General features: G+C 64.4%; 24 protein-coding genes and 1 pseudogene. 8 read left to right on the top strand and 17 right to left on the bottom strand.

Annotated elements, in window-relative coordinates:
* Nucleotides 1–67 precede the first annotated feature (67 nt).
* Nucleotides 68–478, top strand: a complete 411-nt coding sequence (locus JAO75_RS17125; protein ID WP_199050353.1) for a rhodanese-like domain-containing protein — start codon at nt 68–70, stop codon at nt 476–478.
* On the opposite strand, the gene JAO75_RS17120 is transcribed toward JAO75_RS17125, so the two are convergent.
* The 4 genes and pseudogenes from JAO75_RS17120 to JAO75_RS17105 form a co-directional block, all read right to left on the bottom strand.
* Nucleotides 475–768, bottom strand: a complete 294-nt coding sequence (locus JAO75_RS17120; RefSeq protein ID WP_199050352.1) for an acylphosphatase — start codon at nt 766–768, stop codon at nt 475–477. The genes JAO75_RS17125 and JAO75_RS17120 overlap by 4 nt on opposite strands.
* 187 nt (nt 769–955) lie before the next feature.
* A pseudogene (locus JAO75_RS17115) lies at nt 956–1366 on the bottom strand (gamma-glutamylcyclotransferase family protein); the annotation flags it as partial.
* A gap of 17 nt (nt 1367–1383) precedes the next feature.
* On the bottom strand, nt 1384–3384 hold the full coding sequence (locus JAO75_RS17110; protein WP_199050350.1) for an acetyl-CoA carboxylase biotin carboxylase subunit: 2001 nt from the start codon (nt 3382–3384) through the stop codon (nt 1384–1386).
* A 168-nt stretch (nt 3385–3552) separates the two neighbouring features.
* Nucleotides 3553–3966: a hypothetical protein gene (locus tag JAO75_RS17105; RefSeq protein ID WP_199050349.1), complete on the bottom strand. Its 414-nt coding sequence runs from the start codon at nt 3964–3966 to the stop codon at nt 3553–3555.
* Between the two features lie 318 nt (nt 3967–4284).
* Here JAO75_RS17105 and JAO75_RS17100 point away from each other — a divergent pair, with 318 nt between their 5' ends.
* The gene (locus tag JAO75_RS17100) at nt 4285–5214 is read left to right on the top strand and encodes a ring-cleaving dioxygenase (protein WP_199050348.1); all 930 of its coding nucleotides are present in this window, start codon (nt 4285–4287) and stop codon (nt 5212–5214) included.
* A 43-nt stretch (nt 5215–5257) separates the two neighbouring features.
* Nucleotides 5258–5866, top strand: a complete 609-nt coding sequence (locus JAO75_RS17095) for an alpha/beta hydrolase (RefSeq protein WP_199050347.1) — start codon at nt 5258–5260, stop codon at nt 5864–5866.
* 165 nt (nt 5867–6031) lie between these two features.
* On the opposite strand, the gene JAO75_RS17090 is transcribed toward JAO75_RS17095, so the two are convergent.
* The 5 genes from JAO75_RS17090 to JAO75_RS17070 form a co-directional block, all read right to left on the bottom strand.
* Entirely contained in the window at nt 6032–7111 is a 1080-nt protein-coding gene (locus tag JAO75_RS17090) for a PLP-dependent cysteine synthase family protein (RefSeq protein ID WP_199050346.1), read from the bottom strand.
* A 120-nt stretch (nt 7112–7231) separates the two neighbouring features.
* Nucleotides 7232–7969: an SGNH/GDSL hydrolase family protein gene (locus JAO75_RS17085; protein ID WP_199050345.1), complete on the bottom strand. Its 738-nt coding sequence runs from the start codon at nt 7967–7969 to the stop codon at nt 7232–7234.
* Between the two features lie 20 nt (nt 7970–7989).
* On the bottom strand, nt 7990–9156 hold the full coding sequence (locus JAO75_RS17080; protein ID WP_199050344.1) for an OpgC family protein: 1167 nt from the start codon (nt 9154–9156) through the stop codon (nt 7990–7992).
* Nucleotides 9157–9970: 814 nt separating this feature from the next.
* Nucleotides 9971–10366 carry a hypothetical protein gene (locus tag JAO75_RS17075; protein ID WP_199050343.1) on the bottom strand — a complete coding sequence of 132 codons (396 nt, stop codon included), beginning with the start codon at nt 10364–10366 and terminating at the stop codon, nt 9971–9973.
* Nucleotides 10367–10396: 30 nt separating this feature from the next.
* Nucleotides 10397–11929 carry an acyl-CoA carboxylase subunit beta gene (locus JAO75_RS17070; protein ID WP_199050342.1) on the bottom strand — a complete coding sequence of 511 codons (1533 nt, stop codon included), beginning with the start codon at nt 11927–11929 and terminating at the stop codon, nt 10397–10399.
* Nucleotides 11930–12081: 152 nt separating this feature from the next.
* Between JAO75_RS17070 and JAO75_RS17065 the strand changes: the two genes are divergently transcribed.
* On the top strand, nt 12082–12459 hold the full coding sequence (locus JAO75_RS17065; protein WP_199050341.1) for a hypothetical protein: 378 nt from the start codon (nt 12082–12084) through the stop codon (nt 12457–12459).
* Nucleotides 12460–12504: 45 nt separating this feature from the next.
* Here the strand turns inward: JAO75_RS17065 and JAO75_RS17060 are convergent, their stop codons facing one another.
* Together JAO75_RS17060 and JAO75_RS17055 are read right to left on the bottom strand one after the other, a co-directional pair.
* A complete protein-coding gene (locus JAO75_RS17060; RefSeq protein WP_199050340.1) occupies nt 12505–13287 on the bottom strand; it encodes an ATP12 family chaperone protein in 783 nt (260 codons plus the stop codon).
* A gap of 107 nt (nt 13288–13394) precedes the next feature.
* Nucleotides 13395–16211 carry a tetratricopeptide repeat protein gene (locus tag JAO75_RS17055; RefSeq protein ID WP_199050339.1) on the bottom strand — a complete coding sequence of 939 codons (2817 nt, stop codon included), beginning with the start codon at nt 16209–16211 and terminating at the stop codon, nt 13395–13397.
* A gap of 486 nt (nt 16212–16697) precedes the next feature.
* Between JAO75_RS17055 and JAO75_RS17050 the strand changes: the two genes are divergently transcribed.
* Together JAO75_RS17050 and JAO75_RS17045 are read left to right on the top strand one after the other, a co-directional pair.
* Nucleotides 16698–18239 (top strand): glycosyltransferase family 2 protein, encoded by a 1542-nt coding sequence (locus JAO75_RS17050; protein ID WP_199050338.1) that lies wholly within the window; start codon nt 16698–16700, stop codon nt 18237–18239.
* A gap of 29 nt (nt 18240–18268) precedes the next feature.
* Nucleotides 18269–18733 (top strand): hypothetical protein, encoded by a 465-nt coding sequence (locus JAO75_RS17045; RefSeq protein WP_199050337.1) that lies wholly within the window; start codon nt 18269–18271, stop codon nt 18731–18733.
* Between the two features lie 9 nt (nt 18734–18742).
* On the opposite strand, the gene JAO75_RS17040 is transcribed toward JAO75_RS17045, so the two are convergent.
* Genes JAO75_RS17040 through JAO75_RS17030 form a run of 3 tightly spaced genes read right to left on the bottom strand, consistent with a single transcriptional unit; the run spans nt 18743 to nt 21532 of the window.
* Nucleotides 18743–19186: an ATP-binding protein gene (locus JAO75_RS17040; protein ID WP_199050336.1), complete on the bottom strand. Its 444-nt coding sequence runs from the start codon at nt 19184–19186 to the stop codon at nt 18743–18745.
* A gap of 32 nt (nt 19187–19218) precedes the next feature.
* On the bottom strand, nt 19219–19554 hold the full coding sequence (locus tag JAO75_RS17035; protein ID WP_199050335.1) for an STAS domain-containing protein: 336 nt from the start codon (nt 19552–19554) through the stop codon (nt 19219–19221).
* Nucleotides 19541–21532, bottom strand: a complete 1992-nt coding sequence (locus JAO75_RS17030; RefSeq protein WP_199050334.1) for a PP2C family protein-serine/threonine phosphatase — start codon at nt 21530–21532, stop codon at nt 19541–19543. Before JAO75_RS17030 ends, JAO75_RS17035 begins: the two co-directional genes overlap by 14 nt.
* 65 nt (nt 21533–21597) lie before the next feature.
* Between JAO75_RS17030 and JAO75_RS17025 the strand changes: the two genes are divergently transcribed.
* The gene (locus JAO75_RS17025; protein WP_343234644.1) at nt 21598–22647 is read left to right on the top strand and encodes an endo-1,4-beta-xylanase; all 1050 of its coding nucleotides are present in this window, start codon (nt 21598–21600) and stop codon (nt 22645–22647) included.
* Nucleotides 22648–22800: 153 nt separating this feature from the next.
* Nucleotides 22801–23301 carry a GAF domain-containing protein gene (locus JAO75_RS17020; protein WP_199050332.1) on the top strand — a complete coding sequence of 167 codons (501 nt, stop codon included), beginning with the start codon at nt 22801–22803 and terminating at the stop codon, nt 23299–23301.
* 145 nt (nt 23302–23446) lie between these two features.
* On the opposite strand, the gene JAO75_RS17015 is transcribed toward JAO75_RS17020, so the two are convergent.
* The 3 genes from JAO75_RS17015 to JAO75_RS17005 form a co-directional block, all read right to left on the bottom strand.
* On the bottom strand, nt 23447–23875 hold the full coding sequence (locus JAO75_RS17015; protein ID WP_199050331.1) for an EF-hand domain-containing protein: 429 nt from the start codon (nt 23873–23875) through the stop codon (nt 23447–23449).
* Nucleotides 23876–24125: 250 nt separating this feature from the next.
* Nucleotides 24126–24914 (bottom strand): DUF1206 domain-containing protein, encoded by a 789-nt coding sequence (locus JAO75_RS17010; RefSeq protein WP_199050330.1) that lies wholly within the window; start codon nt 24912–24914, stop codon nt 24126–24128.
* Between the two features lie 145 nt (nt 24915–25059).
* Nucleotides 25060–25434, bottom strand: coding sequence for a hypothetical protein (locus tag JAO75_RS17005; RefSeq protein WP_199050329.1), 375 nt, complete (start codon nt 25432–25434; stop codon nt 25060–25062).
* Between the last annotated feature and the right edge of the window lie 131 nt (nt 25435–25565).

Genomic DNA, 25565 nt, shown 5'->3' with positions numbered 1-25565 from the left:
CCCCCGTTGACTCCGCCGTCATCATGCCCAGTTTGTTGAAGGGCTCAATGCGGAAGAACGACCTGTCATGCCTCAAACCATCACCCGCGGCTACAAGACATTGCTCGACGAGGCCAATGCGAAGATCAGGACCCTGCCCGTCGCAGAGGCCCTGTCCCTGCATGGGCGCGAGGACGTGGTGTTCGTGGACCTGCGCGATCCGCGCGAGCTGGAGCGCGAGGGGCGGATTCCCGGCGCGGTGCACTGCCCGCGCGGCATGCTGGAGTTCTGGATCGATCCGGAAAGCCCCTACCACAAGCCGGTCTTTGCCCAGGACAAGACTTTCGTGTTCTTCTGCGCCGCCGGCTGGCGCTCGGCGCTCTCGGCCGCGACGGCACAGGACATGGGCCTGCAGCCGGTGGCGCACATGGAGGGCGGATTCACAGCCTGGAAGGAGGCGGGCGGCCCCATCGAGACCGCCGCGCCCAAGAAGACCTAGGCCGTTCGCCGGATTTCGAACCGCTCCGGCAGGTCGAGATCCGCATCGCCGCCGTCGATCGTAACGACGCTCTCGACAAGGGCTCCGGCCGGCCCCTGATGGCAGGCCTTCAGCATCACCGCGACGAGGTCGGCCGGGCCTGAGAACACGGCCTCGACCGAGCCGTCCCGCCTGTTCCGAACCCAGCCTGTGAGGCCGTGCAGTTCCGCCAGGTGCTGGGTCCAGGCGCGAAAGCCCACGCCCTGGACGCGGCCATGGATCAGGACATGGAGGGTTCGGTTGTCGGCCATCATTCCTCGGCGGCATTCGTCGCGTGCAACATCTGGAGCTTCAACGCCTGCACACGGCAGAGGTTCTTGAGCTCCAGAGCTGGCCTCAACGAGCCTTGCGGAGGGTGCCCGAGGGTGCGCTCCAGAGCGGGCGGACCTTGGCCTCCTGCGGTGCCGGCGTCTGCGTCGCAGACCCGCCCTTCGGCAGCCACACGCCCAGGCTCCGGATGTAGTCCTCCGGCAGGCCCGCATGCCGGGCGGCCTCGACCACGCCCTCCATGTAGCCCGGGAGCGGCGTGCCGGGCCTGGCGCTGCGGCCCACATAGACCACCGCCCGGCGTGGCCCCTGGGCCGTCACGACGGGCTGGATGACCTTGGTGTAGAGGCCCGTCGAGAGGCTCTCGTAGCGGTCGAGGGCCGGCACGTCGGCGAGCGCCAGATCCCACACCATGCCCCAGACTGCCCTCTGCGGGTCGCGGACCACCGTGGCGTAGCCTTCATCGAAGATGACGAAGCGGTGCCGCATGAGCCGGCCGATGCCGACCGGCTTCGAGGCCGGGCAGCGCTGCAGCATGGCAGCCCGGTCCATGTTGGACCCATAGGCGAAATACAGGGGCATCGGGTGCGCTTTGGCCCTTATGCAAATTCCAGGATCACCGCATCGACGGCGAGGCTGTCGCCTTCCTTGGCGTGGATCTTGGAGATGGTGCCGTCGCGCTCGGCGCGCAACACGTTCTCCATCTTCATCGCCTCGACGATGCAGAGCGGCTCGCCCACTTTCACTTCCTGGCCCTGGGCGACGCTGATCGCCTTCACCAGACCCGGCATGGGACACAGCAGCTGCTTGCCCGTATCGGCCTCCAGCCGTTCCGGCATCAGGGCGGCGAGTTCCGCCTCGCGCTTGGTATAAACCCGCACCTCGGTCGAGGCGCCTGCATGGGAGAGCGCGACGCCGTTGAGGATCGGCCGCACCTGAACGGCAACGGCCTCACCGCCCACCGTTCCGGCCCAGACCGGCTGGCCCGGCGCCCAATCCGACACGATCGGCCAGGCCTGGCCGTTGACCACGACGGCAAAGCCGCCATCGACGTCCTCGACCGTCACCTCGTGCCGCTCCTTGCCCAGAAGCACCACGCGCTCGCGCTCGAAACGCAGGCTGGCGGCCGGGCGCATCTGGCCCGAGATGTGGCGCTTGCGCTCGTTCAGGATGTGATCGATGGCAGCGCCCACGGCCGCCATGCGCAGGGCCACATCGCCCTCCGGCGCCGGCGCCTTGAACCCTTGCGGGAACTCCTCGGCGATGAAGCCTGTCGAGAGCTTGCCCGACTGCCAGCGCGGGTGCTGCATCAGGGCCGAGAGAAACGGGATGTTGTGGCGGATGCCCTCGATGGCGAAGGCGTCCAGCGCCGTCGCCTGCGCCTCGATGGCCTGGAGGCGGGTCGGCGCGTGGGTGACCAGCTTGGCGATCATCGGATCGTAGTAGATCGAGATCTCGCCGCCCTCGTACACGCCCGTGTCGTTGCGCACTGTGACGCCGTCCTGCTCGCCTTCCTGAGGCGGGCGGTAGGTGACGAGGCGGCCCGTGGAGGGCAGGAAGTTGCGCACCGGGTCTTCCGCGTAGATTCGGCTTTCCACCGACCAACCGTTGAGCTTCACATCGGCTTGGGACAGCCGCAGCTTCTCGCCGGCGGCTACGCGGATCATCTCCTCCACGAGGTCGATGCCGGTGATCATCTCGGTGACGGGGTGCTCCACCTGCAGGCGGGTGTTCATCTCGAGGAAGTAGAAGGACTTGTCCTGGCCGGCCACGAACTCCACCGTGCCGGCGGAATCGTAGCCCACGGCCTTGGCGAGAGCGACCGCCTGCTCGCCCATGAGGCGACGGGTGGCCTCGTCGAGGAGCGGCGACGGAGCCTCCTCGATGACCTTCTGGTTGCGGCGCTGGATCGAGCATTCGCGCTCGCCGAGGTAGATCACGTTACCGTGCTTGTCGCCGAGCACCTGGATTTCGATGTGGCGCGGATCGGTGATGAACTTCTCGACGAACACCCGGTCGTCGCCGAAGGAGCTGGCCGCCTCAGACGTGGCGCGGGCAAAGCCCTCGGCCACCTCGTCTGCGGAATAGGCGATGCGCATGCCCTTGCCGCCGCCGCCGGCGGAGGCCTTAATCATGACCGGGTAGCCGATCTCGTTGGCAATGGTGACGGCCTGTTCCGGCCCTTCGATGACGCCGAGATAGCCCGGCACCGTCGAGACCTTGGCAGCGGCTGCCGCCTTCTTCGACTCGATCTTGTCACCCATGGCGGCGATAGCACCGGGGTTCGGCCCGATGAACACGATACCGGCCTCGGCCAGGGCCTTCGGGAAGGCCTCGCGCTCGGACAGGAAGCCGTAGCCCGGATGGACCGCCTGGGCGCCGGTTGCCTTGCAGGCTTCGATGATCTTCTCGATCACCAGATAGGACTGGGCTGCTGCGGCCGGTCCGATATGGACGGCCTCGTCGGCCATTTCCACGTGGAGGGCGTCCCGGTCGGCGTCGGAATAGACCGCCACGGTCTTGATGCCCATGCGCCGGGCGGTCTTGATGACCCGGCACGCGATTTCGCCCCGGTTGGCAATCAGGATCTTGTCGAACATGAACCCTCGAACGCTCCAGCCTACAGCGCATCGTGCGAAAAAGTGGCCCCGGTTTTTCGCTCAGAACGATGCGCGCACCAAAAAGTTAGCCCCACCTCCGTTACTGCACATCGGTGCCTTGGGGAAGCGGGGCCGGATCAGCATTTAGCGTTAGACACGGAAGGCCGGTCAGGCGGCCATCTGGGACAGCCTCGCCTGCTGGCGTCCGCGCATGATGAAGTCGAGGAGCGCCACATCCACATGCCCCGCCTCGTCCAGGATGGCATAGGCGATATTCGTGGCGTTCGGGGACGGTCCGCTGACCTCCAGGAGGGTTGCGAGCCAGAGGGCATCGTCGTTGCCGACCACACCATAGGGCGCGCGCTTCCAGACGATGAAATCGGCGACGAGCCTGGTGAGCGCCGCTCCCCAGCCCTCACCGGCGGTGACGATGCGGTCGAGGGCGAGCAGGGACTCGACCTCGAGACGGCTCGCGATCCCATCGGAGAGGATCTCGTCTTGGAGCATCGCCACGTCATCATTGCCGACATGGCCCCTCTCGGTGGCTCTGTCGATGAAATCGCGAAGTTGATCCTTCAACATCCGTTCTGACTCCCGCCGGCTATTCTTGTCCCAACGCCGGTTGATCGTTTGTGCGGGGGTGACATTCACATGGACGGCAGGGCTAAACCGTTAACACGACATACTGAATCGCCGTTGAGGTTAAGCGTTGTTGAGACTCTTTGGTTGCCGGATTCTTGACGGATCGAAATCCCTAACGTTTGCGCGGATTTGCCGGTGAGGCTGCCAGCGCCTTGCATTCCCGCAAGGTCGCCCTTTCCGCACTTCATCGGCACGCGATGGTACATATTTCCCGGACAACGCAGCGCAATCCGCGCCTGCCCGTTAAGGAACGCTCCCATGCGGCACCACGGCATTCATCACGTCACCGCCATTGCGGGCCCTGCCCGCCGCAACCTCGATTTCTACACCCGCGTGCTCGGCCTGCGCCTGGTCAAGAAGACGGTCAACTTCGACGATCCCGGCACCTATCACTTCTACTTCGGCGACAGAATCGGCCAGCCCGGCTCGATCCTGACCTTCTTCCCCTGGGAGCACGTGGCGCCGGGACGCAACGGCGTCGGCACCACGCAGGAGACGGCCTTTCGCGTACCGGAGGGCGCCCTGGGCTTCTGGGCCCACCGCTTCATCGAGCAGGGCATCGAGCATGGTCAGGTGGAGAAGCGCCTCGGCCAGAGCGTGCTGACCTTCAAGGACCCGCACGGCACGAGCCTGTCGCTCGTCGGCATTCCGAACGCGGACGCCGAGGGTGCTTGGACAGCGGATGGCATTCCGGCGGAGCATGCGATCCGTGGCCTGGAGGGCGTCACGCTCCTCGTCGAGAACGGCGAGCGGACGGGCGCGATCCTGACGGACGTGTTCGGCTTCCGCGAGACGGCCCGCGAGGGCTCCCTCGTGCGCTATCGGACGGACGCGCTCATGGGCAGCACAGTCGACATCCGCAGCGCCGGCGGCTTCCTGCCGGGCCGGATGGGGGGCGGCTCCGTTCATCACGTGGCCTTCCGCGCAAAGGACGACGCCGATCAGGCCGAGATGGTGCGAAAGCTCGCCGAGACCCACGGCCTCCAGACCACGGAGCAGAAGGACCGCAACTACTTCCGATCCGTCTATTTCCGGGAGCCGGGCGGCATCCTGTTCGAGATCGCCACCGACGAGCCGGGCTTCGCCGCCGACGAGGCGCAGGACCGGCTGGGCAATGAGCTGAAGCTTCCGGCGTTTCTGGAACCGCGCCGAGGCGACATTGAGGCCCGGTTGCCCGAGTTGGCCTAGACAAAATCCCTCTCCCCCTACGGGAGAGGGACAGGAGCACCCTATGACCGAACTGTCCTTCATCCACCGCTACGAGCCCGCCACGGATCGATCCCGTCCGCCGCTCCTGCTGCTCCACGGCACGGGCGGCGACGAGAACGATCTGCTGGGCCTCGGCCGCATGATCTCCCCCGGCTCCGCCCTGCTGTCTCCGCGCGGCAAGATCCTGGAGAACGGCATTCCGCGTTTCTTCCGCCGGCTCGCCGAGGGCGTGTTCGACGAGGAGGACGTGCGGTTTCGCGCCAACGAGCTTGCGGATTTCTTCACCGAGGCACGCAAGGCCTACGGGCTTGCGGCGCCCATCGCGGTGGGGTTCTCAAACGGCGCCAACATCGCCGCCGCCATGCTGATGCTACGCCCGGAGGCGCTAGCCGGCGCGGCGCTGCTGCGGGCCATGGTGCCGCTGTCCCAGGCTCCCGACGTGGACCTTGCGGGCAAGCGGGTTCTGATGATCTCGGGCGCCATGGACCCGATCATTCCGGCGGAGAATGCAAAGCGCCTGGCTGCGTCCCTGTCCACATCCGGCGCCGAGGTCCAGCACGAGATCCTGCCTGCGGGTCACAACCTGTCGCAGACGGATCTGCAGTTGCTGGTGCAGTGGTTTGGGCGCTAGGCAGACACCATCCGATTCCCTGGTGTCATTCCCGGCCGGAGCGTCAGCGGAGGGGAAGGGAATCCATCGCGCTGAGCGTGCAAATGGATCCCCTTCCCTCGCCTGCGGCTCGCCGGGGATGACATCCACCTCGTCATGGCCGGGCTCGTCCCGGCCATCCCCATCTTAGGAAGCGGCCAGGATCCCAGCCTCGAAGAAGCGCTCCATGGCCTCCTCGGCGGCCTTGATGCAGATGCCGCGGCATTCGAGCCAGGCATCGTCGAAATGCGTGCTGCGGTAGCGCTCGCCGGAATCGCACAGGAGCGTCACGACGGAACCTTTTTCGCCGTTTCGCACCATCTCTCCGATGACCTGCGCAGCGGCCCAGAGATTGGTGCCTGTGGAGCCGCCGCAGGAGCGGCCGATGCGGCGCGACAGAACCCGTGCGGCCGCGATGCTCGCCGCATCCGGCACCGGGTAGGCGCGGTCGATGAGCTCCGGCACGAAGGATGGTTCGCAGCGCGGGCGGCCGATACCCTCGATCACCGAGGGCGGACCGGACACAGTGCAGACCTGCCGGTCCGCCAAGTGGCGGTGGAACACAGACGCTTCCGGGTCGGCGAGACACAGCCGGGTCGGCAGGCGGCGGTAGCGGATGTAGCGCCCGAGCGTCGCCGAAGTGCCGCCGGTCCCCGCCCCCACCACGATCCAGCTCGGGATCGGGTGCTCCTCGTGGCTCATCTGGCTGAAGATGGATTCCGCGATGTTGTTGTTGCCGCGCCAGTCCGTCGCCCGCTCGGCATAGGTGAACTGGTCCATGTAGTGGCCGCCCAGCTCCTCGGCCAGCCGCGCGCTCTCCGCATACATCTCGGCGGGGCTATCCACGAAATGGCTCTCGCCGCCATAGAAGGCGATCTGCGCGATCTTCTCGGCGGAGGTCGAGCGCGGCATCACGGCGATGAAGCGTAAGCCCAGCATACGGGCGAAGTAGGCCTCGGACACGGCGGTCGAGCCGCTCGACGCCTCGATGATCGTGGTCTCCGGCCCAATCCAGCCGTTGCACAGGCCGTAGAGAAACAGCGACCGCGCCAGCCGGTGCTTCAGGCTACCCGACGGATGGGTCGATTCATCCTTGAGATACAGCTCGACGCCCGGCACCGCCGGCAGCGGCACCCGCAGCAGATGCGTGTCCGACGAGCGGTTGAAATCCGCCTCGATGATCTGGATGGCCGTGGAGACCCAGGAGCGATTGCACGTGGCTGTCATGGGCATGTTCTCGATGAGCCTCACGGGAGGCGCCTGAGCCGGACCATCCGGTCGGCGCTGTTCACCAAGACGCCTTATCCGAGATCAAAGGACCAGCGCAATGGCCTCTGTCTCCCTGCCCTAGGGACTGACGGCGGCCGAAAGAGCGGGCTGCGAAGAGGACTCGGCCGGCTCTGCCATGGCGTGGAGGCTCTGGGCGATCAGCTGCGCCATGCAGTCATAGCCGCGGTCGCCCATGTGGAAGCCGTCGCTCGAGAGCATGGCGCCCAGGATGTCCGGCGACCTCTCGCCCCAGGCTTTCATCAACTGATACCGGGAGAACACCGGCACCTGCTCGGCGGCTCCTGTCGTCCCGACGAGGCGGACGAACCGCTCATAGCGGCCGAGATCCTTGATGGCAGGGAAATACTGCTGGTCGACGAGGAGAACCTCGACGCCGGCGGCCTGCGCTGCATCGATCCCCTGCCGCAGGAGGTCCGAGAACCGTCCCTCATCGCCACCCTTGACCGCGTCGTTCGTGCCGACCTGCCAGATGATCAGGTCCGGCTTGTCCGCTTTACGAAGAGCAGCCTCGAGGCGAATAACGGTTTCGGGGATCGTCTCCCCGCCCATTCCGGCGTTCTCGATCTGGACGGTGCCCTTCCAGATCCGGGAGAGATCCGCTTGGAGCTGAACCGGATAGGAAAACGCCGGGGAGGACGCCCCGACGCCCTGGGTGGAGGAGGATCCGATGGCCAGGATCCGAACGGGCTCGCCTTTCTTCAGCCGCGAAGCCAGACGCTCCATCTTGGCCTGAACGGAAAGGATTGGCTTGGCGCCCGGACAGCCCGTCTCGTCCGCCAGGGCGGAATAGCTCATGCCGACAATGAGAAGGGACGCTAACGCGGAAGTTGCCCGGGTGAAACCGACACGAGGCCAGATTGTCCGGCGCGCTCCAGTCTGGGAGCGGTCGAGCCTTTCTTTTTCCATTCGAGGTATCGTGCCAGTCCAAGAAGGGCGAAGATGCCGAAGAAGGTGAATACCATACCCACGACATGCGGACTAGCGGATGACTTGACGGTCGCCAGCGTCATCATGACTTCCCCGCCGGCACTCAAGACGGAGCCAACCGCAAAGACCGGCAGGGCATTGCGCCCGAGGCGCGCCATCTCAGCTCCGAAGGCGGTTTTCTGCAGCGCCTGCCCGAGGCGCAACTGGGTCACCACATAGGCCAGCGCCAGGAAGTGAAGCAGGCGGCCGATCCCGAGATCGCTCTTGATGATGTCGAAATTGACGAAAGCGCTCCAGAGCAGGTTAGGCGCAAGGCCGAACCCGTTCGTCATGGTGACCAGCGCGGCGGCCAGGAAGACCACGGCGCCCAGGAACACGGCACGGCGATACGGCATAGCCTTCTGAGACAGGAAGGCCCCCGTGAAGATCCCGATCGTGAACAGAAGCTGCCAGGCAAAGGGATTGAAGAACCACCGCCCCGGCTCGGGCCAGCTCGGGATGGCGAGCACGTCGGCGCGCGCCAGCATGTATATGCCGATGGACACGGCCGCGGCCAATGCCACATGGATCCGCATGAGGATCATGGCCACCGGCGCCCAGAGCATGAGGGCGATGTAGAGGGGGAGGATGTTGAAATAGCCCAACTGGTGGCCGAGCAGGAGAATGCCCGTGATGCCGCGCGCGGTATCGTCGAACACGGCGCCGCGGCCATGAGCCTCCAGCATGCCGATGTCGTTGCTGACCACGTAGCCGACGGAGAACAAGGCCACCGCCGCGCCGGTCATGATAAGGTGAATGCGGTAGAGTTCGAACGAGCGCCGAAAACAGCGCCTGACCACGCCGAGAACATCCCCCTTGGGCAAACGGGGATAATAGACGAGCGCGACGGAGAGGCCCGAGATGAACACGAAGGCTTCGGCTGCGTCGGAGAAGCCGAAATTGCGCGGCGTCAGGTTCTCCAGAATGTTGCCTGGAACGTGGTTGACGAAGATGATGACGAGGACGAGTCCACGCCAGAAATCGATTACCGTGTTGCGGCCGCCGTTGGCGTGCATTCCCGATCCTCTGAGTTTTTAGGTGACGGCACAACGCCGGAAACGGCTAAGGGATCCGAGGATCATCATCAACTCTTTGAGACAGATTCGGCCCGTCAGCGGGTATCACAAATGAGCGACTCAGAGGCAGGCGTGACAGAGCACCGCGCATGCTGGTTTCGACGAGCGGGAACCTGGGCGCTGGCCTTCAACTCAGCTCCTGCTTTGGCCTCTCGAACTCAAAAGGAATCCCCGTGCGAAGCTGCATCGTCGCGCTTTTCGCCGTTACGTCCATGGCTGCTGCGGCAGCCTCGTAGGCATCGCCCGTGCTCAAGAAACGCGCGCGCAGCAACAGGAATGGGCCCGTAAGCTGGAAACACCCGGAGGAACTTTTCCCTTATCTTCTTGAGATCGACTCGGAAACTGCCGACTCATTGATGAGGTCGCCGAGCGGTACACCCCCTCAGCACCCGAGCCAAATAGGAAGCTGTAAATGCCCGGAGCGACGTTGACCATGTCCCTGTGATGCGGCTGGAGAGGCTCAAAGGGATCATATAGGCTCTGACGCGTGTAAAGCAGAGCCTCCATCAAGCATCGTCTCGGTTCAATCAATGGGCTACTTGAATTTGATCGATGACAGCTAGCGTTTCGCCTTCAAAGCGGATATCGACGTTGGTGTACTGCCCGGCCGTGATCACCTTGCCATAGTGAACCTCTCGTTTCCCCATCAATGCGCTCCGGGCACCCGCAGCAGATGCGTATCCGACAAGCGGCGAAAGCCGGCTCGATCGTTTGAATAGCGGTGGAAAGCCAGGAGCGGTCGAGAGCTGGCTGTTTATCCGCCGTAGCAATTTTTCCTAACGAAATTTGCTAAACTCCAGATACTGGCGGCGGTAACGTCGACGGGGGAAACGCTGAAATGTCCTACCATGTAATCTTTGCAGATTTGAACGGTGGTTAAGACATCTTCGTTTCTCAGGACACAGTACGCAGTTCCGACAGGCAGATCGATTCCGGAGATGCACTGAACGATACGGCCTGGAAGCTTCCGTTCCTTCATCTCAGCTTCGAACTCGGGGATGAGTTGCTTGATCTCATCTTCGGAAAGCCTTACCAGGGTATAGGTTTGGCCGTCGAGGACGATTTCTTCCACATTAGCAGCACTCAATCTAGACGATGCTGCAATAATGAGCACCGAAGCTAAAGTCGCCAGAACATGCCCCGGTCTCATTGGCCTTCTCCAGAGTGAGATCGCGACGCGTCAGAGCGGAATATTGTCGTGCTTCTTCCAGGGCCGCTCCGTCTCCTTGTGCCGCAACATCGCCAGAGCCCGCGCAATCCGCCGCCGTGTCGAATGCGGCATGATCACTTCGTCGATGTAGCCGCGCTCGGCCGCCACGAAGGGTGACATGAATCGGTCCTCGTATTCCTTGGTGCGGGCCGCGATCTTGTCCGCGTCGCCGATGTCCTGGCGGAAGATGATCTCCACCGCGCCCTTGGCGCCCATCACGGCGATCTGGGCGGTGGGCCAGGCGTAGTTCACGTCGCCGCCGATATGCTTGGACGCCATGACGTCATAGGCGCCGCCGAAGGCTTTTCGCGTGATCACCGTCACCAGCGGCACGGTGGCTTCCGAATAGGCGAAGAGCAGCTTGGCGCCGTGCTTGATGAGACCGCCATATTCCTGCGCCGTGCCCGGCAGGAAGCCCGGCACGTCCTCGAAGGTGACGATGGGGATGCTGAAGGCGTCGCAGAAGCGCACGAAGCGCGCGGCCTTGCGGGAGGCGTCCGAGTCGAGCACGCCGGCCAGCACCATCGGCTGGTTGGCCACGAACCCGACCGTGCGGCCCTCGATGCGCCCGAAGCCGGTGATGATGTTCCGGGCGTAAGCTTCCTGGATCTCGAAGAAGTCGCCCTCGTCCACGACCTTCAGGATCAGTTCCTTCATGTCGTAGGGCTTGTTCGGATTGTCCGGGATCAGGGTATCGAGGCTGTCGTCGACGCGGGCCGGATCGTCGAAGCTCGGGATCTCGGGCACGCCATCCATGTTGTTGGCCGGCAGGAAATCGATCAGGCGGCGCACCTGCAGGAGCGCCTCCACGTCGTTGTCGTAGGCGCCGTCGGCCACCGAGGACTTGGTGGTGTGGACCTTGGCGCCACCCAGCTCCTCCGAGGTCACGGTCTCGTTGGTGACGGTCTTCACCACGTCGGGGCCGGTGACGAACATGTAGGAGCGGTCGCGCACCATGAAGATGAAGTCGGTCATGGCGGGCGAATAGACGTCGCCGCCCGCGCAGGGCCCCATGATCACGGATATCTGCGGGATCACCCCCGAGGCGACCACGTTGCGCTTGAACACCTCGCCATAGCCGCCGAGCGCCGCCACGCCTTCCTGGATGCGGGCGCCGCCGGCATCGAACAGGCCCACGATGGGCGCGCGCATCTTGAGCGCCATGTCCTGGACCTTGATGATCTTCTGGGCGTGGGCCTCGGAGAGCGAGCCGCCGAAGACGGTGAAGTCCTTGGCGAAGACGAACACGGTGCGGCCGTTCACGGTACCCCAGCCGGTGACCACGCCGTCGCCCGGGATCTTGGCCTTGTCCATGCCGAAATCGGTGGAGCGGTGCTCGACGAACATGTCGAACTCCTCGAAGGAGCCCTTGTCGAGCAGGAGCTCGATGCGCTCCCGGGCGGTCAGCTTGCCGCGGGCGTGCTGCGCCTCGATGCGCTTTTCGCCACCGCCGAGGCGGGCCTGCGCGCGCCGCTCCTCAAGCCGTTCGAGCATATCTTTCATGGCTGGACCCTGACTCCCGGGAAAATGATCCCCCGCTTAGCACAGCCGTGCCAGCGTCAAAATCCCACTATGGGTGTGTGCTCCACAGCACTTCACAGGGGGACCGGAGCAAGGTAGGACATTTATGTTGTTACGTTACCTCGGGGCTGAACATGAACAAGACTACCCAGTTTGCGGCTTTGGCCGTATCCCTTTCGCTTCTGGCGGCCGGCTGCGCGAGCCGCTCGGAGGATGTCGGAGCGGCTTATGTGTCGCCGGTCACCTACCAGAGCTACAACTGCAAGGAACTGAGCCTTGAGGCTCAGCGGGTCAGCAGCGCGGCCGCCGCCGCCGCAGGCGCCCAGGACTCTCAGCGGACTAAGGATGCGGTCGCCACGACGGCCGCCGTCGTCATCTTCTGGCCGGCCGCCTTCCTCGTGGGCGGCGACAATGCGAAGACGGCGGAACTCGCCAACCTGAAGGGGCAGATGCAGGCCATCGAGGCAGCCTCGATCCAGAAGAAGTGCGGAATCAGCTTCCAGCGCGGCTGATTTCCAACGAATTGAGCCGCCGGTGCTGTCGCGCCGGCGGCTTTTTCATGCCTGCGTCAGCCGATAAACCCGGGAGGCGGCCAGGAAATCGGCCTCGCGCCGGCGGCGTCGCTCCATGGCCTCGTAATCCTCGCCCCAGACGCTCTCCTGGTAGAGCTCGTCCACATGGGCGGCGGCCCAGGCCTGATCCACATCGAGATGCTCCGCCGCATGAGCGAGGGCGATGAGCACCGAACCCGACAGGGTCGTCATGACGTGCAGGGCGGCGAGCGCAAACGGCGAGCCAATCTGCTCGACCGCCCGGCGGATGGCCGCGACCGCTTCGTCCGGCTGCGCCACATGCATCACGCCCTCGCCTAAGGCAAAGTGCGCGCCGTGGGCATCCCTCGCCCAGTCGAGCACCGGGCTCCAGGCCGCATCCTGCGCTTTGGCGAGACGCTCGGGCTCGCCGGCCCGGTAATAGACGAGGTCCGATCCGGCATAGCGGACGAGGTCGTCGACCACCTCGGCCTTCCGAGGCGCAACGCCGTCGATGGCCGAGTTGACGATGCGGGTGACCGGCATGGTGGAGGGATCGATCTCGCCCCCCTGCCCCTGCCACTCCTCCGCCAGGGCCTCGGCCAGCGCCCGCGTCGGCATGGCCAGGGGCTGCTTGCTCGGCGTCTTCGCCGTGCGGCCGTCGAGGGTCAGATGGAACAGGCCATCCCGCTCCTCGACGCCGGCCTCCTTGTAGAAGCGCTTCGGCAGGGTGGGCTTCATGCCGGCCTGAGCGGCCCGCATGGGATTGGGTTCCTCGTCCGACGGGAACCAGTCGCGTGAGTCTGTCATGGGGCGAAAATAGGCGCTTCCGCAGCCATGTGCGAGGGATAGGGCGAAAAATCCTGTAGGAAGGGCTGGGGGCTCGGGAGCGGCGGCGAAGCTCCCTAGCCGCCTGCCTACCACCGGATCCTCAGTTCCCCTCCCACGGACCAACGGCTGAATGGCTCGTCGTCTCCGAGATCGGGGATGCCGTCGTTCTCGGACGAGCGCGCATAGGAGACGAGGTGGCTTGCATAGAGGGCGAAGGTCGCCTGCGAGGTGAAGTCGTAGTTCAGGCGTGCAGAAGCATAGGACACGAAGCCGCCTTCGCCGGGCTCGCTCCAGCCATATCCAGCCGCCCCCTGAAGATCGAACCACCAGCCCTCGGCCAAGGGGCCGTAGAAATGAACGCTCGCCTCCAGCGATTGGTAGCGGTCGGGATTCCAGTATCCGTTGTCGACGACCTCCGCGAAATCGAAGGCCGTGTAGCGGGCGCCGAGCCAGAAATACGGGTTGGCCGTAAACCGCTTGGCGAACTCCACCTGCCCCCAGGCCCGCTCGTTGCCGTCCGAGTAGTGGCTGTAGATCGCCTGGGCGCTGAAACGGGTCGCATTGTCGGGCGTGACGAAAACCTTGAAGCCGAAATCGTTCGCCAGAACATCGTTCACGATGGAGCGGGTGTTCTCGTCCGCGTAGCGCCGCATCAGGTTCAGGTCGAACCGGAACACGTCGGACGGGATCAGGCTCAAGGTGGTGTCGTGGGTCAGGGTAACGTCCTGATCGTCCTCTCCGTCTGGACGATTGCGCCGCGACTCGTCCTCGAGATTCAGGAACAGCGACGACTTGAGTTCCACATGGTCGCCGAACCTGTGCAGGCCCGCGATGCCGATGCTGGACATGTCGACGCCCGGGAAATCGTCGCCGCGATAGCGCATGAAGCGGGCCTGAGGCCCGAACTTCGTCAGGCCATCGTTGAACGTCAGCTCGTGGGAAGCCTGCAGCGACCAGATGGCGAGATCGTCTGAGCGGCGGGCATACCAGCTTTCGATGCGGGTCAGGGGCCGGCGCTCAAGATAGAGCTGGTCGAGAAGCGCCAGGGCGCCGGCATCGCCGGGCTTCTGCACGAGTACGGCCTTCGCATAATCCTCAGACAGATCCGGACGCCCCATCTCCCGCCGCGCCTGGGCGGCGATGAACAGCGTGGCGGGATTCCGGTCGCCGCTGGCGATAAGGGGCTCGATCCGGGCCAGGGCGGCGCTCGGCAGCCCCATGGATCTCTCGGCCGTCGCAGCGCCGCGGATCGCCTCGACGTTATTGGGCTGGAGCGAGAGCACCACCTCGAAATCGGTCAGGGCCGCCCTGTGGTCCGTGATGTCGTTGAGGGCGTTGCCTCGCCCGATGAGGGCCTCCACGTCACTTGCGTTCGACGCGAGGATCTCGCTGAAAACCGGGATCGCGAGCTTCTGCTGGCCGCTCCAGGCCAGCGCGCGGGCGAGGCCGAGCTGAGCATCGCGCCTTTCCTGCGCGCTCAGATCGGCCCGTTGAAGCACCTCCTGGAAGAGCGGAATGGCCCTGAGCGGCTGGCCTGCATAGAGCACCTGCTCGGCATATTCCCGCAGCAGCTCCCGGCGTCGTCCCGGCATGACGGCCAGCGCGCGCTCGAAGAGGTTCACGGCTTGCGCATTGCGGGTCTGACCCGCGGCCTGGCGGGCCGCACCCACGAGCGCATCCGAGAATGCCTTGCGGGTCTCCTCGTCGCGCGGGTTCTCCCGGTACAGGGGCTGCCAGGCGGCAATGGCCTCGCGGAACTGGTTGCTCCAGAGCAGCGCGAAGGCAAGGCCGCGTCGCACCCGCCGGCGCTCCGCCTCGGGGCGCTGGCCATCGCGCAGGGCCTCCCGGTACAGGGGCACCGCGCCAGCCGGATTGCCCGAATAGGCAACCTGATCGGCATATTCGGGCAGGAGTTCCTGACGCCGCTGCGGAGCGGTCTCGATGGCTTTGCGGAAGGAAGCCGCGGCATCGGCGTTGCGGGTGCGCTCGGCTGCCTGCCGGGCGGCGCCCACATAGGCCTCGGAGAGCGTCTTGCGCGCCTCCGCATCGCCCTGATCCGCCTTCAGGATGTCGCCCCAAGCCTCGATCGCAGGCTGGAACTGGCTGCTCCACAGAAGCGCAAATGCCAGCGCGCGGGTCGCCCGCTGACGCTCCGCCGCGGACAGATCCCGGCGGGCGAGAACCTCGCGATAGACAGGAACGGCCCTGCCCGGTTCTCCGGAAAAAGCGAGCTGGTCGGCATATTCGCGGCCGACCTGCCCTCGCCTGGATGGATCGAGCGCAATCGCTCTCTCGAACAGCGAAACCGCCTCCTTGTTGGCGCCCCGTCCTGCCGCCTCCCGGGCCTCCGCAATGGCGGCATCGGCGGGCGAGGCCGGAGCGGCCGGCGCTTGTTGGGATGGCGCAGTCTGGGAAGACTGCCCCGCCTGTGCGCGGCCTCTCTCGGCGCCGGTTCGAGCCTCCGCCAATCCCTGCCGGACCTGAGCGTCTTCCGGGGATGCCCGCAACACCTCCTCAAGAGCCGCGACGGCGGCGGGGAACTGGCCGCTCCACAGGAGAGCGAAGGCCAGCCCGCGCTCCGCCCGTTTCCGGTTGGCAGCGTCGAGGGTCGGATCGGCCAGACGTTCGCGATAGAGCGGCACCGCATCGGCGGGGCGACCGGAATAGGCGATCTGATCCGCATATTCGAGCAGGAGCTCGTTCCGACGCTCGGGGGCAAGTCCGATGGCCTGCTCGAAGAGACGGGCGGCCTCCCGGTTGTCATTGGTGGAGGCAGCCTGACGGGCCTGCTCCAGCAGGTCCTGGGCGGATTGGGCCAGGGACGGTGACGCGCCCAGCCCGAGCCCACAGAGGAAAGCAAGGCTTGCGAACCGAATACGAAGGGCAAGCCTACGCTGATGCATCGTCTGAGGATCTCGAATCACAACTTCAGGAGGGGCAGTATCTGGATTTTGCCCTTATGGCGGGTAAAGATTGGATTCGGCGACAGCATCGCCTCACCTAACTTCCTTTCCCGGAAAATAACCTACTTTCTTCCCTGAGCCAGAGGCTTGGCGTTTAAACTTTATTCGGAGACGTTCTGCTTGTCCCGCCCCTCCTCCCGTTTCCAAGATCAAGTCCCTTGGACTCCACTGCCATATTCGCCTCTACATGAAACAATATGGCAGTTCCTCTGCGTCGCGAGCCTCGTCTTTGGAACGTGGTACATCGGATGGCGCTGGGTTGCCTCGATCAATTATGACGCCCTGTGGTTTGCAATCCCGCTGCTGATCGCCGAAACGGGCTCCTTCATCGGTCTCGTTCTCTTCACCGTGAACCTCTGGTCGGCGAAGTCGCCGGTCCCCGGCCGCCTTCCGGCGAGCATCCGCGACTGCCTGGACGATCCGGACATGCCAGACCGCCCTTTGGCGGTCGACGTGTTCTTCGCCACCTACAGCGAAGACCCCGAACTCGTGCGGCTTGGACTGCAGGACGCCAGGAAGCTCACCTATCCACATCCGATCAACCTGCAGGTTCACGTGCTGGATGACGGCAAGCGGCCGGCCATGGAGGCCGTGGCCCGCGAAGAAGGGGCGAACTACATCACCCGCTCGGACAATATCGGGTTCAAGGCCGGCAACCTGAGAAACGCCATGGCGTCCACGTCGGGCGACTTCATCCTCATCTGCGATGCGGATATGCGGCCCTTTCCGACCTTCCTGGAGGAGACCCTCGGCTACTTCCGGGATCCGAAAGTCGCCTGGGTGCAGACGCCGCAATGGTTCTATGACGTCCCGCCCGGCGTCCCGCTGCCGGCGGCGCTCGGAAAATGGCTCGGAGGCGTCGGGCGCGGGCTCGGACGAGCCTTCGAGGGGATCTTCGGCCCCGTGCAGATCGGACAGGACCCGTTCGCGAACGACCCCCAGCTCTTCTTCGACGTCATCCTGCGCCGTCGGAACTGGGCCAATGCCAGCTTCTGCTGCGGGGCCGGTTCGATCCATCGACGGGAGGCTGTCATGGAGGCCGCGCTGCGGCAATGGTCCGATCAGGTCGCCGCTGCGGCCGGGCGCAACGAGCGGGCCGCACGCCAGCTCACCGGAGAGGAGGCGATCTCCGACTCGATCAGCGACGTCATGCGCTGGCAGAGCGCGCTTGAGGAGGAGTTCCAGCCCTACAAGTTCCACGTCTCGGAAGACATCTACACCTCCATCGTGCTGCACAGCGACAGGGAGCGGGGGTGGAAATCCGTGCTTCATCCGGTCGTCCAGGCCAAGATGCTCTCCCCGAACGACCTCCTGAGCTGGACGATCCAGCGGTTCAAGTATGCGGGCGGGACCCTGGACATCCTCGCCCACGACAATCCGCTGCTGCGGCGCGGGCTGACGCTGCCGCAGAAGCTCATGTACGGATCGACGTTCTATTCGTACTTGGCGCCCCTGTGGAACATCGTCTTTCTCTTCTCCCCCATCGTGTTCCTGTTCTCCGGCGTTGCCCCGGTCGCCGGGTATTCGCTGGATTTCTTCGTTCACATTGCGCCATTCCTACTCTTCAACGAGCTGTCGCAGTTGGTTGCCATGTGGGGGAACTCGAATTCCAAAGGCCGCGCCTGGTATCTTGCCATGTTCCCGCTGAATCTTCAGGCGCTCTGGGCTGTCGTCCGCGGCCGCAAGATCTCGTTTCCCGTAACCCCCAAGGACAGGCAGATCGGCTTCTATCCCCGTCTGGTGCGATGGCAGATGGCCCTCGTGGCATTGACGACCGCAGGTCTTCTCTGGGGCTGGATGTCCTTCACTCTCGGACGCGAGGGCTATACGCTGGGAGCCATGATCGCCAACACCCTGTGGGGAACCAGCAATGCCCTTTCGATGATCCCTATGATCCGGGCCGCATTCTGGCAGCCTGACCCGGTCTATGAGGCCCCCATCGTCGAAGGCCCACTCGCCGCACAATAAGACCTTCAGTTTGCATCGGAGACGTACAGTTGGGTTTCAGAACAGGCCTTCTCAACGCGCGAGGCCAGATCACCTTCATCATTGCGCTGGCGGTCTCGACCGGGTTCATCATCTATCTTGAGACCCTCGATACGGAAGCGCGCATCCAGGGCCGCGTTGCGACCGAGCTTGCGCGACAGAGGAACGCTCCCCCGGTGATTTCCCCCGCAATCGACGCAAGGGTCAGAGCCAATCTTCAACGCTCGGAAGAGATCTATGCCGCGGAACCGGACGCTGCGACCGCGCGGGCAGCTTTGCTGTCCTCCCTCGCCTCCGCGGTTCAGCTCAGCATCCTGAAGCCCGAGGATGGCCTGGCGCGGGCTCAGAGGGTCATTGCCGATATGGAACGGCAGACGGGCGACATCCCGCCGGTGCTCATGTCAGCCCTGGGAAATGCGGCGGTCGCCTTCCCGACCCTGCAGGACCGGATCGCCAGTCTCGCCTCGGCTCCGTAAGGCCGAGGCTTACTGCGAACGGGGAGCGATCCGCTTGACCATGCGCAGGCGGTTCTCGGAATCGCCCGAATGGTACTCGACCTCGTCCATGTTCATGCGGATCAGTGCCAGACCCATGCCGCCCTCGGGGATATCGGCAAGATCCGCCTCGTCGAACGCGAAGGTATCCTCCGGGGCCTTGTCCAGCACCTGAGCGGGCATGGGGGGAGCATGGTCGATGACCTCGATCACCACCTGATCGGCCTGAAGCCCGACCGCCACTTGGACGTCCTTGCCCCGCTCCCCGTGGTATCCGTGCTTGATGACGTTGTTGATGGCCTCGACGAGGCTGAGTTCAACGGCGTCCTGATCGTCGGGGCCGAGCAGGTCCTCGCAGAGGGCCCGGACGGCGCGGGCGAGGAGCGACACCTTGTCGAGGTCGCTATCGATGGAGAGGCTGATGGAAGATACCATCGTGGCTCTTTCTGCGCTCTGGCAGTGATGGATCAGGCGGAAAGCTGTTCGACTGCGGCATCCACATTCGGATGAAGGACGAAAACCCGGTCCATCCGCGTCAGGGTGAACAGGCGGCTCACCGCTCCCGTCGCGCCCGCGACCGCCAGGCTTCCCCTTGGCCCGAGGCGCTTGAGACAGCTGACGAGAGCCCCGAGGCCGGAGCTGTCGACGAAATCAACATAGCTCAGGTCGAGAACGATCTGGTTCTGTCCGGAGTCGATGCACCGCGTCATTTCATCCTTGAACGCCGGAGCCTTGCTGGCATCGATCCGCTTCTCCTCAACCCGGACGACGAGAATATTATCGCGTAGATCAGTGGACAGCATTCGCAGGGATCCTTTCGGCTAAGCGCTCCAGCATGAGAACGCTCAAATCGTCGTCCAAGGTTTCAGAGCCCCGCCAGTTCCGCAAGACATCATCGAGGCGGCCCAGCAGAACGGAGCTTGGATCTGCAGCGGCCTCGCGCACGAGGGTGCGCAGGCGGCCTTCGGAGAACTGTTCGCCGTCCTGGCCCTCCGCCTCGACAAGCCCGTCCGAGTAGATGAACAGCCGGTCGCCCGGATCGAGATCGAACTCGAGCCTGTCGTATGAGGCGGCGGGCAGCATCCCGACCGGAAAGCCCCCCTCGCCGATCACCTCGACGGCGCCGTCGGAGCGGATCACCAGGGGCGAGGGATGCCCCGCCTGGATGATGCTGGCGCGCCGGGAGCGGGGGTCGATCTCCCCCAGGATCATCGTGAAATACGGCAGGTCCTCTGGCCATTCCTCGTTGATCTGGACTGCAATTTCCTCCAGGGGCGTTCCCTGGGTCCTGGTCAGGATCGCTTGCGAAAGCGTATGGTGGCAGGCCACCGACACCAGCGCCGCCGCCGCTCCATGGCCGGCCACATCGACCTGGAAGAATCCGACCGAGCCATCGGTGCGCCGCACCACGTTATAGGTGTCGCCGGCGATGTGGCTCGAGGGGCGGAAGAGACCGTGATACTCCACACCGTCGAGCCGCGAAGACGGAGGCAGCATCGTCCGCTGAATGACGGCTGCAGCCTCCAGATCCTTCTGGAGCTGCCCATAGGCCTCCCGAAGGCGGGCATGGAGGACCTGCTTCTCGTTCTGGGTCCTCTGCCGCTGGATGGCATTGGCCTTGAAGACCCGCAGGGCATCGTTCATCTCGCCGATCTCGTCCCCTCGCGAGGAGCGAGGCAGCGGCGTCTCCAGATCGTTGTCCGCCAGCCTGAGCATGGCATGGCTAAGGCCCTCCAGGGGCCGGACGACCCTTCGACGCACCACCAGGATGCTGACGAGCACGGCCGCCGCCCCCAGCAGGAGCAGGACCGACCACAGGGCGACGGACCGCCGTGCCCGGCTGAGTTCCGCCTCGAGCCGCTCCCGCGAGCTGCGCAGGAGTTCCCGCTGCATCAGCGCGATGTTGCCCAGCGCCATCTCGGTCAGCCCATACCACTCTTCCGGCCCGAGCGAGGGCGGCACCTTTCCGAGGAGAGCCGCCAGCATTGATTTCTGAAGCGGCGCGAAAGTCGTGCTGTAGTTCTCGTGAGTTCTCGCGACGCTTTCCCTGACGCTCTCGCTCAGCGGCACGGTCAGCTGACCGTCGATAAGTTCCCAGGCGAGTTCCGCACGGCCGGCATTCTGGCTGATGGCGTCGATCTCCAGGGACCCGACACTGGATGGGCTTGCGAGAGCGCGGCTCATCAGCGCCTGGTTGCGGGCAATGCTCTCGCTGAGGATGGCGGCAAAAGCCCTCAGATTGGCCTCGGTCCTCAGAACCGGATCGAGTGGTCTCTCCTGCTGCAGAATGGTCATCCGGGAGGATTGCAGTTCCCCCACGAGGCGGGTGGCCTCCTGGAACCAGCGCGGAGCGAATTCTTCGCTTCTCATCCCATCAGCAGGCCTGAGAAAGCCGTCTGCCTGCTCCCGTAGGGTTTCGATCTCCCGGTGAATGCGGGACAGCGTGGCCAAGCTCCTGTCGGTATTCGTCAGCCCCCCCCCGGCGGCCACGATCTCGCGCTCGGCTGTGTTCAACAGGTCGTCCACCTGTCGCCGCACCTCGCGCAGTTCCAGGGCACCAGCTTCCTTCCCTTGTCCGATCAGCCGCACGTAGGTCTGACTGCGCTCACTCTCGAGGGCATCCGTCCCGAGCAGAAGCTGCTCCCTGACGGTATTTGAGGCCGCCATCCTCTTCGCTGTCTGGTACTCGCGCAATTCGTCGCGAATCTGGAGCGCGACGGCAACCAGCAGGGCGACCCCGAGGAATGCTGTCAGGATCAAAAGGATGTGGCGGATCTTCATAGAAGGGGGCTGCGGCGGTATCGGTTAAGCTGAAATGGACCCGTGACAGTGTTCGCGGGCGAGGGATGAATATGCACCATGAGCAAAGGATGGGCGGCTTGTCGAGCGCCGCTGCTCAAAACGGCCTGCTTTTCGGCACCGCTGTATGCACCTCCGACGTTCTGGCACAACCTCTCACCCGGGCAATTCTGCGTGATTGCTCTATTGTTACGCCAGAATATGAAATGAAGTGGGATGCCGTATGCCCGAATCCCGGCTTCCCCGACTACTCGGCCGCCGATGAGTTGGTTTCCTTTGCATTGGCCAATGCCCTGGCGGTTCACGGGCACACGCTTTGGTGGCACGAGTCCGTTCCTCCCGCGCTTCGCACAGAGCCTGAGAAACGGTTCCGGGAAGCCGCGATGGACCACTTGCAGGCGACGGTGACCCGGTATGCCGGGCGGCTGCATTCCTGGGACGTGGTGAACGAACCGCTGGAGCCTGCCGACGGCAGGGCGGACAGCTTGCGCGAGACGCCATTTCTCTCGGCGTTCGGCCCCGGTTATATCGAGACCGCGTTTCACCAGGCCTCGCTCCTGGACCCGGCGGCCATTCTCGTTCTCAACGAGATGGGGCTCGAATACGCCTCACCGGCGGCCGAGGACAAGCGCCGGCAGATGCTCGCCCTGCTCGAGCGGGAAAAGTCCAGGGGCACCCCGATAGCCTGCCTGGGCATCCAGTCCCACCTGACCGCCCTGGAGCAGCCGCGAAATCACCCGGAGCTTCGAACCTTCCTCCGGGAGGTTCGGGCCATGGGCCTGACCGTCATGATCACCGAACTGGATGTCTCGGATCACCTTTGCCCCCGCGACCGGAGGCGGCGCGACGCTATCGTGGCCGACACCTACCGGGCCTATCTCGATCTCGTCCTTGAGGAGACCGAGGTTCTCGCCGTGAGCACATGGCGCCTGTCCGACGACCGGACCTGGCTGAACGGCTTCCGCCCGCGGCCCGACGGCGCCCCGCAGCGGCCGCTCCTCTACGACCGAGCGATTCGAAGAAAACCAGCATGGCACGAGGTCGAGCATGCCCTCTCGAAAGAACGACAACCCGGATCCGACGAGGCTCCGCCATAGGAACTGATTAACGCAGACGGTTTATAACCGGGATGCGAGTAGCTTGCGTCCGCTCTGAAGTGGATTCGGCCGGCTGAATAAACCGACTTTTCGTGCGACGATAGCCTTCCCGCAGCGCATGCTTCAGGAATGAGGCACCGAGGATCGAGAGCAATGCCTTTCCCCACCGGCGCGAACGAGGAGGAGCGCCTGCAGATCCTCCTGGAAACCGGCGCGCTCGATGCAAAGGCCGATCCTGCGCTCGATCGGATTTGCGAAGAGGCACGGCTGCACTTCGAGGTCCCGATCTGCACGCTCACCCTGCTGGACAAAGCCCGGCAGCGCATCAAGGCAGCGCAAGGCATGGATCCTGGTGAAACACCGCGGGACGCAGCCTTCTGCAATTACACGATCTTAAGCGATGAGGTTTTCGTCATCGCCGATACCTTGGCGGACGACCGCTTCAAGGAAAATCCTTTCGTGACCGGCACTCCCTTCATTCGGTTTTACGCGGGAGCCCCTCTAACCTTCCTCAAGAACGTCAGGCTCGGCGCCCTGTGCCTGATCGATACGAAACCTCGTGTCTTCTCCCGGGGCGACAAAGCCGAACTTCAGCTCTATGCGGACAGGGCTGTCCGGGAGATCGCCGCCTCCGAATTCGAGAAGAGAAGCTGACACCGGTCCTGGGATCTCCTTCGAACGGCCGACGATAGGATCATGGCGCTTCCTACGCGTCTTCTGTCGGCAGGAGATCGCCTGCGTTCAGGCTCGACGAACAATTGGTGGAGGCGGGGCAAGCCCCGCCTCACCGTTGTTGAGATTAGACGTCCCAGAGACCGCCATCGCCCATGTCGTCGCCGACATCGCCGAACTCGGGCTCCTCGATGATGTTATTGTTGTTCTCGTCGTAAGACGCATAAACACCATCGTAGAACTCGCTGTCGGTCAGCCGGGTGTCGTTGTTCACGTCCCATTCGTTGAAGGCATCTTCGCCGAAGCGGGTGTTGAACGCCGTTGCGTTGTCACCCAGACCCGTCTCGAACTCGCTCTCGGTCAGGGCGGCGTTGCTATCCGCATCCCACTCGTTGAACACGCCGGCCTTCTCGAAACCGGTACGGAACTCGCTGTTGTTCAGGCCGGCATCGCGGTCCGCATCCCACATGCCGAACTCTGCGGCGCTCACGGGAGCCGCCACCAGGGCGAGACCGAAGGCATAGGCGCTGATACGGGAAATATTACGTAGCTTCATCGAAAGCCTCCTCTGTGTCGAATATGCTGGTTACCGGCGCGCATGCTCGTAATCATCGAGCAGAACATCCGCGCTCAGACACGGCTAATGCGGTCGACGGCCGGTATATCCCTTCGAACTGCCCCTTCCGTTCGCTAGCGTACGGAGATACTCACGATCTACTTTCTACGACAGCTGGCTATAGTATGATCTATTATTTGCCACTTCATTCACATCCCATGAAACCGCTTATCCGCATGCGGAGGCTGGATCAGTCGATGTCCTTCACGTCGATCCGGCGGTACACGGCCTCGATCAGCCCGAAGACGCCAAAAGCGCCGAGCCCGAACGCTGCAGCAGTGAGCAGAATCCAGCCATAGGGCGTGTGTTCGAGCAATCGAAGCACCCCGGCGAGCCCAAGTGCCCGGTCGGCCTGCAGTTGGAAGGCGGCCAAGACCATGGATCCCCCGATCAGGAGAAACAGAAGGCCGCGCGCGGTCAGGCCGAACCGGCTGACCGGAACCGCCCAGAGCCGGATATGATCCTCGCATTCCAGGTGCTCGTCGAATTCGGCCCGCCAGGCCTTGATCACCTTGGCGACCCCCGTTCCGATAACAGCCAGCCCGAAGGCCCCTGCCAGCCACGGGCCGAACGGGGCCGCCATGATCGAGGCAAACCATGCCGTCACGGCGGAACTGCGAGGAACCAGATCGGCATCCTGCCACCGAAGCATGAGGCCGACCGCAAAGGCGGCAATTCCGCCATAGACAAGCGCGCTTGCTGCCAGGACGATCCGGATGCCAAGCCCTTTCAGGTCGCGGCCGTATCCGGCGGGATCCATCGCGGCCTGAATGAGCCGCCAGGCACAAAGGCAGGCAAACCCCACTGCGATGCCGCCGAGGAGCAGGGAACCTGACGGCTGAGCGAACAGCACCCGCAAGGCGCCGCGCGTGCCGACAGGATCCCCGCCCAGATCGAGGGCTGCCAGCAAGGCGAGCGTACCAATCGCCAGGTACAGCGCTCCCCGAGCGCCATAGCCCGCGCGCGCTGCGATGGTCACCAGCCTTCGGTGTCTTGCATTCCTCAGGTTCGGCTCTGTCACCGGGTGGCCGCCGTTTGGTCACGCTGACAGAGCCCCGGGCGGACGATGCCGGAACCCCGAGTCTGTCGATTGCCCCCGGTCAGCGGAGATCCGATTGCCGGTGCTATTTCTGGAGGTGCTGCTCCGGCTCGATGATGAAGCCGTTGCGCGCATCCACCCTGATGTCCGTCCGCTGTCCGCGCCACTGTGCTGTCCCGGTATAGAAGGTGCCGTCCCGGCGCAGGTTGGAGATGTCGGAGAAGCCGCGCGATTGCAGGTACTCACGCACCCGCCCCGGCTCCACCAGCCCCGGATCGACCATGGGAGAGTTGAGCTCCCGCAGATCCAAGGCCCGCTCAGCGCCCGGCGCGGCGGTTCCGGTCGTCTCTACCTGCTGCCGCTGTTGAGTTGACGGGCTCTGGCCGCCCTGGGCAAGCGCGACCGTCGAGCCGCCTGCCACGATCGCGGCCGTGAGCACCGCAAGTGATCGTCCGCGCATAGTCACCTCCTGTGCCGCCCCCGACCCTGGATCAAAGCCGCAAGACGACAGGTGGATCCGAACGGGCGTCCCGATCCGTACGGCAATGGACAAAGAACAAGGCCTCGGTCCGCTGTAGGCAGGAACCCACC

It is taken from the genome of Microvirga splendida (assembly GCF_016427565.1).
GTDB lineage: Bacteria > Pseudomonadota > Alphaproteobacteria > Rhizobiales > Beijerinckiaceae > Microvirga > Microvirga splendida.
The sequence above is the reverse complement of the archived record's forward strand: the minus strand, read 5'-3'. Positions and strand labels throughout refer to the sequence as shown.

Coding starts and splice junctions, on each gene's coding strand:
- JAO75_RS17125 (WP_199050353.1), top strand. CDS start 68: ATGCCTCAAACCATCACCCGCGGCTACAAGACATTGCTCGACGAGGCC.
- JAO75_RS17120 (WP_199050352.1), bottom strand. CDS start 768: ATGGCCGACAACCGAACCCTCCATGTCCTGATCCATGGCCGCGTCCAG.
- JAO75_RS17110 (WP_199050350.1), bottom strand. CDS start 3,384: ATGTTCGACAAGATCCTGATTGCCAACCGGGGCGAAATCGCGTGCCGG.
- JAO75_RS17105 (WP_199050349.1), bottom strand. CDS start 3,966: ATGTTGAAGGATCAACTTCGCGATTTCATCGACAGAGCCACCGAGAGG.
- JAO75_RS17100 (WP_199050348.1), top strand. CDS start 4,285: ATGCGGCACCACGGCATTCATCACGTCACCGCCATTGCGGGCCCTGCC.
- JAO75_RS17095 (WP_199050347.1), top strand. CDS start 5,258: ATGACCGAACTGTCCTTCATCCACCGCTACGAGCCCGCCACGGATCGA.
- JAO75_RS17090 (WP_199050346.1), bottom strand. CDS start 7,111: ATGACAGCCACGTGCAATCGCTCCTGGGTCTCCACGGCCATCCAGATC.
- JAO75_RS17085 (WP_199050345.1), bottom strand. CDS start 7,969: ATGAGCTATTCCGCCCTGGCGGACGAGACGGGCTGTCCGGGCGCCAAG.
- JAO75_RS17080 (WP_199050344.1), bottom strand. CDS start 9,156: ATGCACGCCAACGGCGGCCGCAACACGGTAATCGATTTCTGGCGTGGA.
- JAO75_RS17075 (WP_199050343.1), bottom strand. CDS start 10,366: ATGAGACCGGGGCATGTTCTGGCGACTTTAGCTTCGGTGCTCATTATT.
- JAO75_RS17070 (WP_199050342.1), bottom strand. CDS start 11,929: ATGAAAGATATGCTCGAACGGCTTGAGGAGCGGCGCGCGCAGGCCCGC.
- JAO75_RS17065 (WP_199050341.1), top strand. CDS start 12,082: ATGAACAAGACTACCCAGTTTGCGGCTTTGGCCGTATCCCTTTCGCTT.
- JAO75_RS17060 (WP_199050340.1), bottom strand. CDS start 13,287: ATGACAGACTCACGCGACTGGTTCCCGTCGGACGAGGAACCCAATCCC.
- JAO75_RS17055 (WP_199050339.1), bottom strand. CDS start 16,211: ATGCATCAGCGTAGGCTTGCCCTTCGTATTCGGTTCGCAAGCCTTGCT.
- JAO75_RS17050 (WP_199050338.1), top strand. CDS start 16,698: ATGCCAGACCGCCCTTTGGCGGTCGACGTGTTCTTCGCCACCTACAGC.
- JAO75_RS17040 (WP_199050336.1), bottom strand. CDS start 19,186: ATGGTATCTTCCATCAGCCTCTCCATCGATAGCGACCTCGACAAGGTG.
- JAO75_RS17035 (WP_199050335.1), bottom strand. CDS start 19,554: ATGCTGTCCACTGATCTACGCGATAATATTCTCGTCGTCCGGGTTGAG.
- JAO75_RS17030 (WP_199050334.1), bottom strand. CDS start 21,532: ATGAAGATCCGCCACATCCTTTTGATCCTGACAGCATTCCTCGGGGTC.
- JAO75_RS17025 (WP_343234644.1), top strand. CDS start 21,598: ATGAATATGCACCATGAGCAAAGGATGGGCGGCTTGTCGAGCGCCGCT.
- JAO75_RS17020 (WP_199050332.1), top strand. CDS start 22,801: ATGCCTTTCCCCACCGGCGCGAACGAGGAGGAGCGCCTGCAGATCCTC.
- JAO75_RS17015 (WP_199050331.1), bottom strand. CDS start 23,875: ATGAAGCTACGTAATATTTCCCGTATCAGCGCCTATGCCTTCGGTCTC.
- JAO75_RS17005 (WP_199050329.1), bottom strand. CDS start 25,434: ATGCGCGGACGATCACTTGCGGTGCTCACGGCCGCGATCGTGGCAGGC.